The organism is Virgibacillus sp. W0181 (assembly GCF_051846915.1).
Classification (GTDB): domain Bacteria; phylum Bacillota; class Bacilli; order Bacillales; family Amphibacillaceae; genus JBPYCR01.
Genome location: NZ_JBPYCR010000038.1, coordinates 1 through 17640, shown reverse-complemented (window position 1 = coordinate 17640; position 17640 = coordinate 1). Strand labels below are relative to the sequence as shown.

Below are 17640 nucleotides of genomic sequence, written 5' to 3'. Positions count from 1 at the left end.
CCTTGTTCTGTAGTGAAAGCTACTTTAAAGGGATATTCCTTTACTATTTCAATTGTTTTCCTGGTATATTCACCAAAGGGATAGGCAAAGGCAAAGTATTTTCCATTTAGATTATGAATACTTTGTTGTGAATCATCGGATTGGATAAAAAGAATAGCATAGAAAAAAATAAAGCTTCATAAAGATAAACAGGCGTAAGTCTTTTTGATTTGCTCGGTTTTCAGAGCGCGCTACGTTCAAATTATTCGGTTATCGGGTCAAATTGTTGCTTAATACTTTATAAGAGAATGCTTGTTAACGCTATGGAGTGGGGGATACCTATTGAATAAAATTCTATTACATGTAGAAGGATTGGCTGTCTTAGCATTAAGTCTTTATTTTTACGGATATAGCCAATTTAGTTGGCTATGGTTTTTTATTTTGTTGTTTTCACCAGATATTTCAATGCTTGGATATTTATTTAATAATAGGATTGGGGCTTTGGTTTACAATGTAGTTCATACATACAGTTTATCAATTGGAGTAGTTATCTGCGGGCTAATATTATCAAGTGAAACTATTTTAGCGATCGGTTTAATTTGGTCCTCTCATATTGGAATGGACAGAATGATTGGATTTGGATTAAAGTATCCGACAGAATTTAAAGACACTCATTTAAATCGAGTTTAATCAATTGATCATTTAAAAACCTTTGTTGAATGTATATGGTAATTCAATATCCGGCGCAGTTGTTGTAGAATCGTCCAGTAATTGAATGATTTAGTAACGTTTAGTTCAAGCAATGGATAAGGAGAGGGCTGTATGAGGCGGACTGTTCGTCTTTCAGAAAAATTTCTAGTTGTGGGATATGCTTATATTTTTCTATTCATGATCGTACAGGATTTGATTCCATTGGGGACATTAAATGACGTTAAGACTATTGCTTCGTTACAGTCTTTTAATGAAACACTGGTTGTTACAATGATTGGTTTGGTGCAAATACTACTTTTAATGGGCGGGGTTCTATTTTTTATAGGAAAAGGATACCCTGTTTTAATCAAGATTTGGCTGATTGTTCATCCATCATCTATTTTTTTAGGTGCAATTATGGCATGGTGGGTTCCTTATTTATTTGGGATTGGTGCGGAAGAGAGGGTAGAAAGATATAATGCTATGTTTGGAAATACCCATGCTTTCCTACCTGTCATGAACGGAATAGTTCCGAATACTCTTCACACTATTTTTCATTTTGCGTTATTTGTTTGCATTATTTTAACAGTTTATATATTCCTAACAAATTATAATAGGGCAGGTACAAAAAACAAACCGGCTCTTTCTAATAAGGCAAAAGTAAACAGATGAAAAGATGAAGAAATACGGATATTATCTGGTACTATCTTAAAGTTAGGAAAGGAAATAGGAAATCATGACATATGCCCCTTTTAGAACACGTATTTGCGCTTTTTTATTGGATTACTTTGTTATTGTTATATATGGCATTTTTATAGTAGGGTCTATATCTTTTATATTTCAGTCATATATTACACCTTTATTTTCGGGTTCACCAGTTATTGCTGAAGTGACTGGATTTTTAATGATGACACTTCCAATATCTCTTTATTTTATAGTATGTGAACGTTCAAAATGGCAGGGAACATGGGGCAAGAAGAAAATGGGTATTCGTGTAGTTGATGGAAGTGGGCAACGTATTGGACTCGGTCGCTCGATTATGCGCACAGTAATCAAGTTTCTCCCTTGGGAGGTAGCTCACTTTGGTATATGGCGATTAATGCTTCCTACAAATTATTCTGAGATAACCATTTTTATCATTTTAAATGCTGTAAATCTTGCTATAATTTTATATTTAATAATACCCTTGACCAATAAAAAAAGAAAAAATGTTTATGACTGGATTGCGGGAACAGTAGTTGTTCGATAAAAACAGATACTCTTCGTGCTGTTATCGGGCTTGTAGATGAAGTAATAATCGTCGTCCATCATTGACGTAAGGGCAATTTAGTTGTATAGCAAGTAAGGGGGCGAACGAGGTTAAAAACATTAATATTGGACTGATTTTGTTGTTATCAAGTGCCATTATTTATGGTTCAGTCTTAATATCAGCATCTATTTATTCTCAAGCATTGGCTCAAACAAGTTGGGAAGGGGAACACGGTATTTTTGGTACGGCTATAAGAGAAGTAGGAACCGTTCCGATAATTATTACTGTATTATTAGCGTTAGCAGGTGTGATTTTTATTGTTATATCGATGAGGGAAAAATAACGCAGGAGGTTTATAAAATGTGGATGTTTGGGCTAGCACTAATAATATCTTTCGGGGTCATATTTGGATTTTTTGATGATAAAAAAAAGAAAAAGAAGGATTAATATAAATAACACACGTTTTAAGGAATAAAAGAAGTATCGCCACGGGCGGCGCCAATCGGGAAAAGCTTGTGGCTCGTTCCATACATAAGGGCTAGATTGTATAGTAAATATTTTGCTAATATGAAGAAAAAGGGAGCTGATTTGATGAATCTTTCTATCTTGGCTGCATTACTTGTAATTTTTATAGGTGCTTTTGGTTACAAAACTAAGAAGAAAAAAGAGTAAGCAATCGGATGCGATTCTCTAATATGGGAGGGCCTTTATGATAAAAGGAATGGGATTAATCTTATTAGGATTAATAATAATGTTAACTGGGATTTTTTCATCTACACAACTGGGGGCTTTATATGGTAGTATCATCGCTGCAATTGGAGGTTTAATTATAGGAGGAAGTGCTTCTTCCTTGGCAATAAAAAAGTTAGGTTCATAATTTTAATTATTAGTTAATAAGGAGCAATTCTGGAATAGGGTTATGCGGTTAAAGGGGCAGATTATTGAAGAATGATAGCATGATTTTGTTTTCTTTAATTAAAACGATAGTACTAGCTTGGGAAGTTCAAGATATTACATGTTGTCTTATAATTTTTATACCGGTTGCATTTTTTCATGGCGTTGTTAATGGTAGTGCTTCCCTCGGTATTATGATTATAGCCGACGGGAATGCAGATTGCTAAACGGTTTGACTGGACTTGCGGGCTTCATCGTTTTAGTTGTGAACGTGGTCGTTTTTGTTCGTACACGAATCAGGATTAACACCCATTACAATACGGTTTTTGAACAGTCGGAAAGACGTCCTAATTAAATCATTCTTACTAAACTTTTTTATAAAATAAGCACTTTAAAAATACATATCTTTGATTATTAACGAAATGGTTTTCCCTCAAAAGGCATTGGGGATAACCGTTACTTCCATTCGAAAATAGCATAACAGGAGACGAGAACAAAAATGGGAATTGAAACGGGAATCGGTCTTATTATCGGTGTATTTTTAATTTGGATTGGATACATTGCTCGAACAAAAGGAATAATTTCCTTACTAGCCGGTTTCTGGATAACGTGGGAACCGGTTAACAACGAAAAATTGGGCAACAGGATTGGTATTCTTTTTATCATTTTGGGTGTTCTTGCCATTTTAACAGCTATATTTACCATATGGTTTGGAGCTGTGGTTGGTAAAATCTCTGCAATCCTAGCCCTTATTGATGCGATTATGATCTTTATTGTAATCGGATTGGATCAAATGGGGCGTTGAAAGAAGTGTTTCTGTTTTAAGAGTTTTAATTTCAATGAAAAAAAGGAGCTCCATCCTGAGGGAAGTGGAGATAGAATAAAAGAAATAGAACAAATTTAAAAAATCAAATCGACCTTATTATGGAAGTTTTAGAAGATATGAGAGTTAAATAAAAACTATACTATAATCGGGCACAATTCCGAAATAAGGATTGTGACATTAACGAAGCTAGATTGCTGAATAAACAGGGTATACCATCTTCGCAACCTAAAGTTGACAAATTGCATTCATCAACGTATGGAACTTAACGAGTTGATTACTTATAATTTGATCTACAGACTACAAAGGAGGTTGGGAATGTAATGTTCGGAGATAAGCTTTTTAAGTTAAGGAAAGAAAAAGGATTTTCTCAAGAGGTTTTAGCTGAAAAATTAACTACAACAAGGCAGGCTATTAGTAAGTGGGAAAATGGTCAAGGATTTCCTGAAACAGAAAAAATATTGATGATCGGAAATATCTTCGGGGTATCTATTGATTATTTGCTGAAGGATACTGATGAACATAATGAGAAAAATAAGGAAGGTTACTATGTTAGCAAGGAAATGGCTGAAGGTTTTTTATTAAGTACGAGAAAAACTGCCAGACATATTGGACTGGGCTTTAGTCTTTTTGTTTTTGCTTTTGAGCCATACTTTATTTTCGGACTCAATTCAATTTTGGGGATGCTTTTAATTATTATTATTGCTACTTCGGGGGTCGTTGCTTTTGCAACACTAGGTTTCGATCAAGGAGAATATACTATTCTTAAACGAGAAGTTTTGTTATTCGACCAAAATTATTTTAAAGATTTGACATCAAGGTATGAGAATTTCAAAAGAAAGTATTCAGGGGTAATGGTTATTGGTGCTTGTTTATTAACGATAGGATTTTTGGCATTTGCTTTGGAGAAAAAGTTAGATATGGGAATACTAGTTCCTTATTATCCGATTTTTGTGGTTTTATTAGCCATTGGTCTATATATGACAATACGTATCCTTACGATACTTTCTGCATATCAATTATTGGTAAAAAACAAAGACCATACAAACCGATTTGGTTTCAAACTGCGACAGAAAGCAAAGAAAAAATTCAATGATATTTAAAGGAAATAACCACAACGGGCGCAATTAAGGAGCAAGGATTGTGCTATTAAAGGGCCAGATCGTTAAGTAATAAAGAATTATGGGGGTGTTACAAATATTGTTTAGTGTAATTATGAGAAAAGAAAGTAAACCAATTTTTTTAACCACTGTCTTATTTATATTAGCAATCATATTTTTGTATTTACCATTGACTTCAAACGAAACCAATCTATGGGTTGATATTGCATTCTTCACAATTTTAAATGTTGGCTTTTTAATCGCTGCTATTTTAGGGGTTAAGACAAAAAACAGACCCATTGCTTTTTTTAGCGTGTTAGTAAATAGTGCCTTCATTACCATTGGAATGCTTATCATTTTCACTTATCTATTTATAAACCTAATTATTTAAAAAGTTAATATTAGTTAATTTGAATGTGTAGCTATCGAGCGTGTTGAGGATTGAAGCTTAACTAGAGAGATTGATTCGTTAAACAAAAGGGTGCAGTTGTTGAATAAGCATTGTGTCGTTAAATGGCCATTTTACTGAAGAAAGAATGTTGTTTTTTGGTAAGGTGGAAATGGAGGGGATTTTTATGCAAAAAACACGAAAAAATACAATGTTAAAGGCGTTTGGATTATCTTTAATCATTACTTTAATTGCCTTTTTTGTCGTTGATAACCCAAAGCTTCATACAACGATATATTTACTTATTGTGGGAATTGCTTCGTTTGTCAGTCTCAATTTAATTTATTTAATCACTTCAAGAGCATATGAAAAGTTTTTGAAAGAGAATTAAATTGTGCCACAATCGGGTGGAGTTGTCGAAGAAGTCTTATGTTAGAGTCAGGCCATTTTGTTAAATTTCATACTAAAACAATTAATTTATATACAGTAAAAAGGGAGGATAATTGATGAGTAGAGATAAAAAAAACACGTACTTAGCGACTGGAATCGGTATAGGATTACCTTTAGGTGCAGCAATAGGGTTAATAATAATGGATAACTTGGCAATTGGCGCTGGCATAGGTTTAATTCTTGGAATAGTAATAGGTGCAGCTGTAGATTCAAATAAAACTAATAAAGAATGAATATAAAAGCTAAACTAGAATCAGGAGCTTTAGTTGAAGAAAAAGTCAATCAACTTAATAATAGAACCTTATTATCCAAGCTCCTTTTTATTGCGTTTTTTATACTGTGGACTCAGTTGTGAAAGTTATACGACCTACCTTGTTAATTAAGGTGCAACTAAAGGATTTGCACCTTATAAGTGACTCCGTCATATAATTCACAGCAGTTTTTAACTATCCTAGTCAAGACTGATATCTAGAATATTCCCCGTATTGCGATCAACATCCACTTCGTATTTTGCACCTTGTTGAGTTACGATCTCCACCTCATAAACTTGCATACCATTCTTTGAATCTAACTCTGCACTAACTACTTCCCCAGGAACATGCTGCACAGCTATATTTATTCCTTCAATAATATTAATTTGGCGAGATTCATTTTGTCTGTAGACATACCTCTGATTTTGCCAGTTCGCATACCGAGTTGGGCCCCAATAATTATACATAACAAGACTCCTTTTTAGTGTCAATTTAATGAGTAGTATATTATGCATACACCCGGATTAGGGTGTTATTCAAATCATGTATTGGTTAGGGGAATTTGCTTTTCTCGTTAGAAGTTCTAGGCTAACCTATAAGAGGAGATACCCATTCTATTACAATAACGGTTTGAAAATAAAAGATCGCCTTGCCGTTGACCGACAGATGGTTATTTAAAGTTTGTGTCAGAATGGGGCGCTGTTCAAGAATAATGTAATGCCGTTAAAGGGCACGTGGAGGAACAACCACGCTTTAATAATTCTCTAAACACTTTCTAAGCCCCTGTTTATTTATACTCTAACTTTACCATATTGGTCATCTAGGTTAAACTATATGTGACCGATTCGGTCAACCTGATATTGATGGAAAGGAGATTACTACCATTTATTCTAGATTCATTAACTTAAAACCAGATAAACAAAAGGAAATTATTAATGCAGCAATAAAGGAATTTGTCCAAAGTGGTTTTGATAAAGCATCAACAAATGAGATTGTAAAAAGTGCCAATATCTCTAAAGGTTCATTATTTAATTATTTTATTAGTAAGAAAGATCTTTATGTATATTTAATCGAGTACAGTGTGCAAATTCTTGATCGAATTACTGAACAAATCGATTTGAATGAGACTGATATATTTAAAAGAATCGAAAATATTGGATTGAAAAAATTACATATACAACAACAGTACCCACAAGTATTTGATTTCCTGGTTTCTACAAAACTAGAGGAATCGACTGAAGTAAAGGAAATTATTCAGCAAAAGGTAGAACCTATCTATGATAAGAGTAGGCACAAATTGTATGAAAGGATTGATTACTCTAAGTTTCGTGATGGGATCGATATTGAGAAAGTGATTGAAATCTTGAATTGGACAATGTTTGGATTCGGAGAAAAAGGTCTGAAACAAATAAATTCGTTTGAAAATATAAACGAATTTGGAGAGCACTATCTCAAGGAATGGGAGGTTTACTCTAAACTCCTAAAGGACAGTTTTTACAAGTAAGTATGAATACGAGTGGTTTTGGAAATTAGAAATCTAACGCGAAAGTGGAAGTGTATCATTTTGAAAAGGTGTGAGATTTTATTCAACGACTTCTATTTATTAAACTTCTGCATTATGAAAAGATATCTAAATCTTAAAAAGGAGTGACTATTTTATGACACAAGTTGTAAAAGTGCAAGGTTTACAAAAGATGTTTGGCAGATTTCAAGCGTTACGAGATGTTACATTCACAGTAGACGCAGGAGAAGTGGTTGGTTTTATTGGCCCCAATGGTGCTGGTAAATCTACTACAATCCGTATCTTGTTAGGGATTATCAAGCGGGATGGGGGTAATGCGACAATATTTGGTAGGGATGTTTGGAAGGAAAGCCTTGAAATTCATAAACGCATTTCTTATGTCCCAGGGGATGTTTCATTATGGGGTAATTTAACAGGTGGTGAAATCATTGATCTGTTTATGAAGTTGCATGGCAGCGTAAACAAGCAGAAACGAGATTTTTTAATTAGCCGCTTTGAATTGGACCCTAAGAAAAAAGCCAAAGCATATTCGAAAGGAAACCGTCAAAAGGTTGGTTTGATTGCAGCATTATCTGTTGATTCGGATTTATATATTTTTGATGAGCCAACCTCGGGGCTTGACCCTTTGATGGAACAAGTTTTCCAAGAAGAAGTTGAAAAAATCAAGGAATCAGGTAAATCCATTCTGTTGTCCTCTCATATTTTAAGTGAAGTGGAACGTTTAGCGGATAAGGTTGTCATTATACGCCAAGGTGAAATTGTGGAAACAGGTACCCTTGATGAATTACGTCATTTGACTCGTTCTGCCGTAACTTTAGCAACAGAAGGTGATGTGACTGAAATGGCCAAAGTGAGTGGAGTACATGATTTTATAGACAAAGATAATCAGGCGACTTTCTCTGCGGATAATCAACACATCAATCATATTTTAATGGAAGCAACTAAATTAGGTGTTAAAAAATTTGAAGCTATACCACCAACGCTTGAAGATCTGTTCATGCGTCATTATGAAGGCTAAGCGCCCGAAAGGAGGATGAAGTACGGTGAAGGAAAAATTTGCACGTTGGGATACTCTGTTCTTACAATATTTGAAACGTGATTGGAAAAAAGTAATTGTTTGGGTTTTAGGACTCGGTTTGTTTTCAGCTGGCTTTGTTCCAGCTTTTAAAGAAATAGCTAAAGGGCAAGGATTGATCGGAATGTTCGAAACATTAAAGAATCCTGCTATGATATCCATGGTGGGTCCGACACCAGTCGAAACAGCAACGGATTATACGCTAGGAGCAATGTATGCGCATGAAATGTTACTGTTTTGCGGCTTATTTGCGATGATCATTTCAGCCTTACATGTAGTAAGTCATACAAGAAAAGAAGAAGATCTTGGTCTGACGGAGCTCGTTCGTTCATTTCAAGTGGGGCGTCAAGCAAACTCGTTTGCTACAATTATAGAAATAATTTTCATTAATGTCTTATTGGCAATTTTTATTGCAGGGGCAATGATAAGCTTTGGAGCTGATACGATTACTACAGAAGGCTCCTTTTTATTTGGGGCATCAGTGGGAGTGGCAGGGATTATCGGTGCTGGGATTGCTCTGGTTATGGCACAAATTATGCCAACTTCATCTGCTGCGACAGGTTCTTCACTGGGGATAATCGGTTTGCTTTATGTTGTTCGTGCTGCAACAGATATATCCAATGTAAACTTATCCATGTTTAATCCCCTTGGATGGACCTATTTAACTTTTCCCTTTACGGACAATGACTGGACTCCACTTCTAATTGCTTTGGTATTCATTATAACCGTTATCATTATTGCTTTTGCACTTGAGGGAGCTCGAGATATGGGGGCTGGTTATCTTCCTGAAAGAGAAGGTCGAGAAAATGCTAAGAAATCTTTATTGTCTGTCCGTGGGTTATTTATCAAAATTAACAAAGGCACTATCATTAGTTGGTTAGTTGCTTTAGTTATTATGGGGGCAGCTTATGGTTCTATCTATGGAGACATGCAAACTTTTCTTGAAAGTAATGAAATGATGAAACAAATGTTCAGTCATTCAGGTTTTTCCATTGAAGAATCATTCACAGCCACGATCATGATGGTTATGATTTGTTTAGTTTGTATTTTACCAATTGCTATTGTTAATAAACTTTTTTCTGAAGAAAGCCGTTTACGCTTAAGTCAGCTTTATGCTACGAAAGTAACACGCAGCCAATTTTACTGGGTCAGTATTGGTATAGCATTTTTTGCAGGTTTAGTCGGAATATTATTAGCTGCCGGGGGTCTTGGTGGTACAGCTATCACAGCTATGGGGGATAGCTCAACAATGGATATATTTGATTTCCTTGCTGCTGGCTACAACTTCTTACCATCCGTATTATTCTTTACTGGTCTTGCGGCTTTAGCCCTCGGTTGGGCACCGAAACTGGGTAAGTTAGTTTATCTTTATCTTGCCTACTCCTTTTTACTAAATTATTTTGGCGGTATATTAGACTTACCCGAATGGTTTTCTAAAACAGCCATTCAAACCTGGATTCCACAAATGCCAATGAATGATTTTGATTTATCCGTTTTCCTTACAATAACTGTAATTAGCGTCTGTTTAATGGTAGTGGGTTACCTTGGTTATAATCGACGGGATATGATTGAAGGGACATGATATTAATCAAGAAGTAAGTGGTGATCATTCCGCGGAGTCGGACTCCTGTTGCTATTCAAAAAAGAGTGGTTTGTAGCCTTCAGTTTCTAAACATTAGTGTTTAAGTAATCGGGCGCTTCGCTGAATAAGCTTTGCGCCCGTTATTGCTTTATCGAGCTATATCGTTGAACGTCTGGTGCACTGTTGATCTGCCACCTGATTTGCCACAAGAAAATAGAAAAGGACTAAATCTCTGCTGATTTAGTCCACATCCCTTATAATGACAAGTATTCTTATTTTGGTTAAGCAGATTTCACTCTTGATCTAACGACTGGATAACCTAGGTCTTCAATCGACTTTTCGATATCTTCAATTGTTACAGTTTTTGGATCAAAATTTGTTCTTACTCTACTTGAGTTGAATAGCACTTCTACACTATCCTTTTCAGTCCCGTTTAATCCTTTTACAGCATTTTCAATCTTTTGTATACATGATGGACATGATAATGTTTCTAAATTAATCGTCGCTTTTTGCATAATATATCTCTCCTTTTTTTATATGAGGGCGGTAAATATTACGCCTAATCTCTTTACACCTCTAGTATAACTGACTTTTGCTTTTAATAAATTGATGAGCGTCAAGTTTCGCTTATAAACGGTAGCGAAGCAATCGCATACCATTTAAGATAACAACGAAGATACTCACTTCATGTGCTAACATTCCGATTGACATGTTCATCCAGTCACTAAATAGTAAGCCGGTTAATAAAATGACTACGACCCCGATTGCAATGGCAATGTTTTGTTTCATGTTGCTTGAAATGGATTTTGTCAATCCTAATGCATGCGTTAAGTGGCTGAAGTCAGAGTTCATCAAGACGACATCCGATGTTTCGATTGCAACGTCTGTTCCACTTCCCATGGCAATTCCAATATCTGCTAAAGCTAGGGAAGGACTGTCATTTACTCCGTCACCGACAAAGGCGACGATCTGGCCTTCTGCTTGCAATTTTTCAATATGGGCTGATTTATCTTCTGGTAACATATGTCCATGCGCTTCTGTAAGCCCGAGTTCACGGGAAACTAAGTCTACCGTTCCTTGGTTATCCCCTGAAAGGACGACAAGGTTTTTTACACCGAGTTTTTTCATGTTTTGAAGGTCTTGTTTCACACTTGGGCGGATTTGATCCCGAATGCCCATTAAAACTTTTAGTTCTCCATCGACCGCAGTAAGGACAAGTGAATTCCCATTTTCTTCAAATTGCTTGACGTCTTCACTAGCCTGTTTGCTTAAGGCAGCATTTTCCCTTTCCATTAAAGCTACGTTACCAACTGCAATACGGTGACCATTTACCTTTGCAATAATTCCTTCGCCTTTAACGACTTCTGTTTCTTCTACTGTGGAGAATCTTGTTTCCCCAATGTCATTAAGGACCGCTTTTGCTAATGGGTGATCTGATTCGCGTTCCACACTAGCCAAATACCCAAGAACTTCTTCTGTATTTTGTCCGTAGAATTCCTTTTCTGCTACTTCAGGATTTCCTACAGTCAATGTTCCCGTTTTATCAAAAATAACCGTATCTACTTTACTAAAATCATTGATGACTTCACTACCTTTTAGAAGGACACCATTTCGTGCACCATTTCCGATTCCGGAAACATTGGATACAGGAACACCAATCACTAATGCCCCAGGACACCCTAATACAAGAGCCGTAATTGCTAGTTCAACATTTTGTGTAAACAGCCAAATAATGATGCCAAGTCCTAAAACAGTTGGTGTATAGTACTTGGAGAATCGATCAATAAACTTTTCTGCTGCTGATTTAGAGTCTTGTGCTTTTTCTACTAATTCAATAATTCGGCCAAAAGTTGTGTCTTCTCCGACGCGTTCAGCCTGGATTTGAATCGTTCCATTTTCCAAAATTGTTCCTGCAAACACTTCCGAATCCTTTCTTTTGCTCACTGGTACAGACTCCCCAGTGATACTTGCTTCATTAATATGACCTTCACCAGTTACAACTATTCCATCTACTGGCACACTTGCACCTGTTCTTACTAACAAAACATCGCCTTCGTCTACGTCATAAATATCTACTTCTTCAAATTCATCATTTTCCATTTTTTTCATCGCAGTCTCTGGTGCCAACTCCGTTAATTCTCTAATAGCGGAGCGCGTTTTGTTTAAGGTACGCTGTTCTAAATATGCGCCAAATAAGAATAAAAATGTAACAATTGCTGACTCTTCATAGTTTTGAATTAATACAGCTCCAACAACAGCAATGGTGACTAATACGTCAATACTGACGACTTTTACTTTTAATGCCTGATAAGCTTGGATAGCAATCGGTGTGATCCCAAGAATGGACGCGATGATGAGTGACCAGTTAAATAGCATCATATTGTCTATACCGAAGCGACCAAAGAACCCAAGTACAATTAAAATAGTAATGATTAATGTAATTTGATTTTTCTTGCCTAAAATATATCTTTGCATATCGTTTTCCTCCTGACTTTATTGCTGCTGTTGATTCTAGTATAGGATGTTTCTTAAAAATAGTAATTGACTGCCATCAAGTTTTTACAATTACTTAGATATATTTTTAATTTGTTTGTCACTGGACGACACATTCTTCTCGTTTTGTCCTAGTAATTTAACTATGTGTGTCCATTAATCTATACTGGCATCCGCTTTATTAATATCAATGCGCAATTTCCGGGGGCAATGTTAAATTGTGTTAAAATAATAGAGAAGGGAAATGATTATTAATAAGAGCGCAATTGCAGAGCGATGAGATCAATGAAAGTCAATTAGGAGGTGGTGTGCGAACCATTTAGCAGGAATAAACAAGGGAGGGTTAATGATGAGTAAACATAAGATTTATACGATGAGTTTTTCCAAAGTTTATCCACACTATATTTCAAAGGCGGAGAAAAAAGGGCGTACTAAAGCAGAAGTCGATGAAATCATTCGTTGGCTGACAGGGTATAACCAGGAAGAGTTAGAATTGCAATTGGTTAAAGAGACAGACTTTGAGACGTTTTTTGCAGAATCCCCCCAATTAAATCCTTCTCGGAATTTAATTAAAGGGGTCATTTGTGGCGTCCGGGTTGAAAATATCGAAGAATCAACGATGCAAGAAATCCGTTATTTGGATAAACTAATCGATGAGTTAGCAAAAGGGAAGTCGATGGAGAAGATACTGCGGAAATAATAACAAAGATAAAATTTAAGGAGAGATTTTTAATACAGAGTGTTATGCCATTTTTAATGTTTCAAGATGGGAAAGCGGAAGAAGCAATGGAATTTTATACTTCACTAGTGGAGGACTCAGAAATAACAAGCATAGTCAGATATGGGGCTAATGAAACTGGAGAAGAAGGAACAGTCATGCAAGCTACTTTTACCTTGAAAGGGCAGCCATTTATGTGCATTGACAGCAATGTTAAACATGAATTCTCCTTTACACCTTCGTTTTCGATTTACTTAACTTGTGATACTTAAGAAGAGATTAAGCTACTTTATCAAAAGTTAAATGAAGGTGGGCAGCCACTTATGCCATTAAATGATTATGGTTTCAGCAAAAAATTCGGTTGGTTAAATGATCGTTTTGGAGTTTCATGGCAGCTTAATCTTCCCGCGTAATTAGAAAAACAGCCACATTTTACTTATCCATTAATCAGGTCAGATTGAATGTGGCAATAAGTTTGTAACAAATCAGTGATCGCTAATTCATTTCTTAATTCCAATCATCGCGACATAAAACAGAATTGAAGTACGTTAAATTTGCCGCCCTGATAGGGAGAACCACCTCATTTTTGTACGCTTATTTTTGTAGTTGTGGAGAGGGTGCCCAGAAACACCGGACCCTCAACCTTAACCAATCCCCCAACTTTCCAATAACAATTCTAGCGCCGTTTCTAATTCAGTTTCCGGGATTCCTGCAAAACCGAGAATCATTTTTGGCGATGGATCAGATTCCTTTTCGAGTAAGTAAGAAGAAAGTGGATGAATTTTAATTCCAGCCTTCCATGCTTGCTGAACGAGCTCTTGTTCTTGCATGCCATTTTTAACGTTTAGGACGATGTGGAGGCCGGAGTGTTCGCCGATGACGTCGACTTTGTTTTTGTACGGTTTCAATATGTCCAATGTCTTTTCAAGTTTGCGACGGTAAATTTTTCGCATTCGATTTAGGTGTTTTTCAAATTCGCCTTCTTTCATAAATTGCGACAGAATATGCTGGTCAATTCGAGATACGGAGCAATGATAATAGGACAGTTCTTTTGCTTTATATTTTTCCAGCAAATGATTTGGTAATACCATGTAACTAATCCGCAGTGACGGAATGAGCGACTTGGAAAACGATCCTAAGTACACAACTTTCTCACGGTGATCCATACTTTGCAAGGAGGGAATAGATTTCCCGCTGTAACGAAATTCACTATCGTAGTCGTCTTCAACAATATAACGATTTTCTTTTTCAGCCGCCCAGTTTAGTAGTTTTATACGACGGTTGACGGAAAGGACGGACCCGTATGGAAAGTGGTGGGAGGGTGTCACGTAGACGGCGTCAATGTTCGTTTGCTCGACAGACTCTATTTGAACACCATCATCATCAACCTCGAGCGGATGCACTTTGTTTCGATAGCTTTCCAAAATATGCAGGATGACATGATAACCCGGATTCTCCACCCCATAAATTGTATGTTTATCTAATAAGAGGATGAGCTGCTGCAGGAGAATATCGCTTCCCGCACCAATGATAATTTGTTCGGCTGTACACTTTACTCCCCGAGCGTGGTATAAATAATGAGCAATTTGTTCTCGTAATTGTTTTTCACCTTGTTTATCTCCGAGTAAAAGCAAGGAATGATGTATAGGGTCGATTGTGTCACGGGCATATTTTCGCCATTGTGCGAAAGGGAAATGCTCTGTATCTATCCGGCTTGGATGAAAATAATAGTTAATCTCCTTTTTATCGTTTGATTTTTCATTAGCGGTGTTTGTTTCGGTTTGTACATACTCCAAATCTTCATAAGCTAGAACGAAGTAACCTTTCCGTGGTAACCCTTCAATATATCCTTCCGCTATTAACTGCCCGTACGCATTTTCTACTGTATTTTGACTGACCTTTAAAAATTCGGAAAGCTTTCGTTTCGAAGGTAGTTTAGAGCCGTATTCCAGGCGACCTTCCGTAATTTCCTGTTTAATAAAATCGTACAATTGTTCATATAAAGGAATGTCATTTGATCGGTTTAAATGACATGCTAGCATATCCACTTTTCCCATCTCCTTCTTCATTCATTTACACGGCGCACGGATGTAAGGATTTTAACCGCGTTAAAGACTTTGTCGACTATTTTCGCATCTGACACCATCATATTTATTAAAACTAAACATTTTATTGGGATCACTTATTTTTTATAATAATAGATAAGACAACAAAACACAACGTTGAATGGAGTGATAGAAATGGGAAATTAAAGAAGAGGGAAGACTTCCTGTCGTTAACTTTTCTGCAGGTGGGGCAGCGACGCCGGCAGATGCTGCTTTAATGATGGAATTGGGAGCAGACGGCGTATTTGTTGGTTCTGGTATTTTTAAATCCGAAACCCCTGAATTATTTGCCAAGGCAATCGTTGAAGCCACAACGAACTATAAAAACTATGAGTTAATTGGTAAGCTATCGAAGGATCTTGGCACAGCAATGAAAGGAATCGAAATCTCTTCATTAAGTACGGAAGAAAGAATGCAAGATTGCGGCTGGTAGGTTTCTCGGATCATAGAGTTTTCTTTCAGGCTGACTGCTACCCATTATGTCTACTGCTTCAGCTTCTCATATGCGTAACAGGATACGGTTATTCCAAAATATAAAGACGAGAGATAGGTTGATCATCTCTCGTCTTTACCTTCTAGGTCAGAAAATATAAAATTTTGTGCATAGCTGTCTAGATTAAGCATCCAGCCTTTTGGAGGTCTTAATCAATAACTCTTCGTGAAAAAATCCACCACTACGAATTATTGCTTAAGCTATGCCTGAGGCTTACTAGGGCGCTTGCGCTTTTCTTAAAAGATAAGAATGTATATAATTTAACCCCTACCACGGTGTCGTTTCCTGTGGTATTTTTAATGTATGAAGAAAAACATTTTAAAACAAATTTTCTTTGACGAAAATCAACATTGGGAGTCATTTAAAAAGAAACATAGAGATAGGATCCGTCCAGTAGTCATCAAGGAGGTGGAAAGGTTTCGGGACTGCGGGAATCCGAAAAACGGATTCAAACTTTTTGTTTGTGAAGGCTGCAATGATCCCCGAAAAGTTCCTTATCGATGCAAAGGTCGTTTTTGCACCACTTGTTCTCTTGGAGAGAGTGAGGAATGGAGTCGTCTACTTACAGAAGATGTATTACAAGTGAATCATCGTCATGTCATATTTACAATTGATGAGGGATTACGGGAGATATTTTTATTACATCGTCACCTCCTCAAACCATTGATGGATGAAGCTGCCAAGCTGATTTCGGACTACTTCGGAAAAAAGGCAAAGGTCAAACCGGGTATTATCGCCGGCTTGCACACCTTCGGTTCGCAAGTAAATTTTAATCCGCATGTACATATGTTGGTCACCATGGGAGGGATAACGAAAAAGGGATCGTGGAAAGCATATGATTTTATCCCTTTTCAAATGCTTCGGAAACAATGGCAGACCGTTGTATTGAAGTTAATCCGAAACAACCTGACAAAAAAGGAAAAGAAAAAAGTTCAGTCTCGCTTACAAAAGGCTTTTTCCAAAAACGGAGAAGGTTTCTATGTGTATGCGCCAAAACAAAGAGGAAAAATAAAGGATCAATTACGTTACATTGGCCGTTATATGCGTCGACCTGCGATTGGAATCAATCGGATTGAGGCATATGATGGACAATATGTTACTTTTAAATATATCGATAAAAAAGATAAGCAAGAGAAGTGTGAAACGTTGATGGTAGAAGCGTTTATCATTCGTCTAATCCGCCATATTCCGGATGAGCAATTCAAAACGATTCGTTATTATGGTATGTATTCGAGAAGAAGTAAAAGTTTAAGCAAAAAATTACTAGCTGCATGGCAGCAAGGAAAAAAACGTTGGATACTGAAAGTGAAGAAAACATTACGTCGCCAAACCTGGAGAGAGCGTGTTATTTCCAGTGGGCAAAAAGATCCTATGGTATGTCCGCACTGTGACAATTATTATGAATACATGGGAGAAGTCTGTCCGGAGGACGGCACACTCAAAATAAAAGTAGCATTAACCAAAGAAGCAAGAAGTTATATGGAAAGGGTGATCATCCATCTTGAAGGGATCAAGCAAGAACCAGAAAAAAGGAAAGAGAAAAAAGAAAAAAGGGACCGACCACTTACGTCCGAAGAAGACATTTGTCAACTATCATTGTTTAACGTGTCATGAAGAAGAGGAAATTCCAATGGACGTTGTGAGGGATTTTGACATGATGGATGGGGGCGATCCATCTACTCCACCAAGATTCAGCTGTGAACAATGTGGAGGGGAAATGTTTCCGGAATATTACAAAGGAATACATGGACAGGAATATAAATTATCGGACTTCCGCTAATTATGGTGGATAGAAAAGGACCGGGCGGGGTTTGCCCGGTTTTTCTTA

The 17640-nt window shown here is 36.6% G+C and carries 20 protein-coding genes and 3 pseudogenes; 19 read left to right on the top strand and 4 right to left on the bottom strand.

Features of this window, described 5'->3' with window-relative positions; genetic code table 11:
- Window positions 1-321 precede the first annotated feature (321 nt).
- The 10 genes from ACLIBG_RS13170 (at window position 322) to ACLIBG_RS13125 (ending at window position 5806) form a co-directional block, all read left to right on the top strand.
- Window positions 322-669 (top strand): DUF4260 domain-containing protein, encoded by a 348-nt coding sequence (locus ACLIBG_RS13170; RefSeq protein WP_439313228.1) that lies wholly within the window; start codon window positions 322-324, stop codon window positions 667-669.
- Window positions 670-801: 132 nt separating this feature from the next.
- Entirely contained in the window at window positions 802-1341 is a 540-nt protein-coding gene (locus ACLIBG_RS13165) for a hypothetical protein (RefSeq protein ID WP_439313227.1), read from the top strand.
- 64 nt (window positions 1342-1405) lie between these two features.
- A complete protein-coding gene (locus ACLIBG_RS13160) occupies window positions 1406-1918 on the top strand; it encodes an RDD family protein (protein ID WP_439313226.1) in 513 nt (170 codons plus the stop codon).
- A 139-nt stretch (window positions 1919-2057) separates the two neighbouring features.
- Entirely contained in the window at window positions 2058-2261 is a 204-nt protein-coding gene (locus ACLIBG_RS13155) for a phosphatase (protein WP_439313225.1), read from the top strand.
- A 366-nt stretch (window positions 2262-2627) separates the two neighbouring features.
- Complete coding sequence (locus tag ACLIBG_RS13150) at window positions 2628-2795, top strand: hypothetical protein (protein WP_439313224.1); 168 nt, start codon at window positions 2628-2630, stop codon at window positions 2793-2795.
- A gap of 64 nt (window positions 2796-2859) precedes the next feature.
- On the top strand, window positions 2860-3039 hold the full coding sequence (locus ACLIBG_RS13145) for a hypothetical protein (protein ID WP_439313223.1): 180 nt from the start codon (window positions 2860-2862) through the stop codon (window positions 3037-3039).
- Window positions 3040-3311: 272 nt separating this feature from the next.
- On the top strand, window positions 3312-3617 hold the full coding sequence (locus ACLIBG_RS13140; RefSeq protein WP_439313222.1) for a hypothetical protein: 306 nt from the start codon (window positions 3312-3314) through the stop codon (window positions 3615-3617).
- A gap of 341 nt (window positions 3618-3958) precedes the next feature.
- Complete coding sequence (locus ACLIBG_RS13135; RefSeq protein ID WP_439313221.1) at window positions 3959-4738, top strand: helix-turn-helix domain-containing protein; 780 nt, start codon at window positions 3959-3961, stop codon at window positions 4736-4738.
- Between the two features lie 572 nt (window positions 4739-5310).
- A complete protein-coding gene (locus tag ACLIBG_RS13130; protein ID WP_439313220.1) occupies window positions 5311-5514 on the top strand; it encodes a hypothetical protein in 204 nt (67 codons plus the stop codon).
- 115 nt (window positions 5515-5629) lie between these two features.
- The gene (locus ACLIBG_RS13125; protein ID WP_439313219.1) at window positions 5630-5806 is read left to right on the top strand and encodes a glycine zipper family protein; all 177 of its coding nucleotides are present in this window, start codon (window positions 5630-5632) and stop codon (window positions 5804-5806) included.
- A gap of 218 nt (window positions 5807-6024) precedes the next feature.
- Here the strand turns inward: ACLIBG_RS13125 and ACLIBG_RS13120 are convergent, their stop codons facing one another.
- Window positions 6025-6291 (bottom strand): PepSY domain-containing protein, encoded by a 267-nt coding sequence (locus ACLIBG_RS13120; RefSeq protein ID WP_439313218.1) that lies wholly within the window; start codon window positions 6289-6291, stop codon window positions 6025-6027.
- A gap of 365 nt (window positions 6292-6656) precedes the next feature.
- Here ACLIBG_RS13120 and ACLIBG_RS13115 point away from each other — a divergent pair.
- From ACLIBG_RS13115 to ACLIBG_RS13100, 4 genes and pseudogenes are all read left to right on the top strand, one after another.
- Window positions 6657-6875: pseudogene (locus ACLIBG_RS13115) on the top strand (TetR/AcrR family transcriptional regulator); the annotation flags it as partial.
- 30 nt (window positions 6876-6905) lie between these two features.
- Window positions 6906-7328, top strand: coding sequence for a hypothetical protein (locus tag ACLIBG_RS13110; protein WP_439313217.1), 423 nt, complete (start codon window positions 6906-6908; stop codon window positions 7326-7328).
- A gap of 154 nt (window positions 7329-7482) precedes the next feature.
- A complete protein-coding gene (locus ACLIBG_RS13105) occupies window positions 7483-8364 on the top strand; it encodes an ABC transporter ATP-binding protein (RefSeq protein ID WP_439313216.1) in 882 nt (293 codons plus the stop codon).
- Window positions 8365-8389: 25 nt separating this feature from the next.
- Entirely contained in the window at window positions 8390-10003 is a 1614-nt protein-coding gene (locus ACLIBG_RS13100; protein WP_439313215.1) for an ABC transporter permease, read from the top strand.
- A 281-nt stretch (window positions 10004-10284) separates the two neighbouring features.
- On the opposite strand, the gene ACLIBG_RS13095 is transcribed toward ACLIBG_RS13100, so the two are convergent.
- Both ACLIBG_RS13095 and ACLIBG_RS13090 read right to left on the bottom strand, forming a co-directional pair.
- On the bottom strand, window positions 10285-10518 hold the full coding sequence (locus tag ACLIBG_RS13095) for a heavy-metal-associated domain-containing protein (RefSeq protein ID WP_439313214.1): 234 nt from the start codon (window positions 10516-10518) through the stop codon (window positions 10285-10287).
- 112 nt (window positions 10519-10630) lie between these two features.
- A complete protein-coding gene (locus ACLIBG_RS13090) occupies window positions 10631-12478 on the bottom strand; it encodes a heavy metal translocating P-type ATPase (RefSeq protein WP_439313213.1) in 1848 nt (615 codons plus the stop codon).
- 367 nt (window positions 12479-12845) lie between these two features.
- On the opposite strand from ACLIBG_RS13090, the gene ACLIBG_RS13085 reads away from it, so the two are divergent.
- Together ACLIBG_RS13085 and ACLIBG_RS13080 are read left to right on the top strand one after the other, a co-directional pair.
- Window positions 12846-13196 carry a DUF2200 domain-containing protein gene (locus ACLIBG_RS13085; RefSeq protein ID WP_439313212.1) on the top strand — a complete coding sequence of 117 codons (351 nt, stop codon included), beginning with the start codon at window positions 12846-12848 and terminating at the stop codon, window positions 13194-13196.
- Window positions 13197-13228: 32 nt separating this feature from the next.
- A pseudogene (locus ACLIBG_RS13080) lies at window positions 13229-13627 on the top strand (VOC family protein).
- A 231-nt stretch (window positions 13628-13858) separates the two neighbouring features.
- Here ACLIBG_RS13080 and ACLIBG_RS13075 read toward each other — a convergent pair.
- Window positions 13859-15262, bottom strand: a complete 1404-nt coding sequence (locus ACLIBG_RS13075) for a MocR-like pyridoxine biosynthesis transcription factor PdxR (protein ID WP_439313211.1) — start codon at window positions 15260-15262, stop codon at window positions 13859-13861.
- Window positions 15263-15458: 196 nt separating this feature from the next.
- Between ACLIBG_RS13075 and ACLIBG_RS13070 the strand changes: the two are divergent.
- The 3 genes and pseudogenes from ACLIBG_RS13070 to ACLIBG_RS13060 form a co-directional block, all read left to right on the top strand.
- Window positions 15459-15752 (top strand): annotated as a pseudogene (locus ACLIBG_RS13070) (pyridoxal 5'-phosphate synthase lyase subunit PdxS); the annotation flags it as partial.
- Window positions 15753-16115: 363 nt separating this feature from the next.
- Window positions 16116-17426, top strand: coding sequence for an IS91 family transposase (locus tag ACLIBG_RS13065; RefSeq protein WP_439313210.1), 1311 nt, complete (start codon window positions 16116-16118; stop codon window positions 17424-17426).
- Between the two features lie 16 nt (window positions 17427-17442).
- A complete protein-coding gene (locus ACLIBG_RS13060; protein ID WP_439313209.1) occupies window positions 17443-17592 on the top strand; it encodes a hypothetical protein in 150 nt (49 codons plus the stop codon).
- The last annotated feature ends 48 nt before the right edge of the window (window positions 17593-17640 follow it).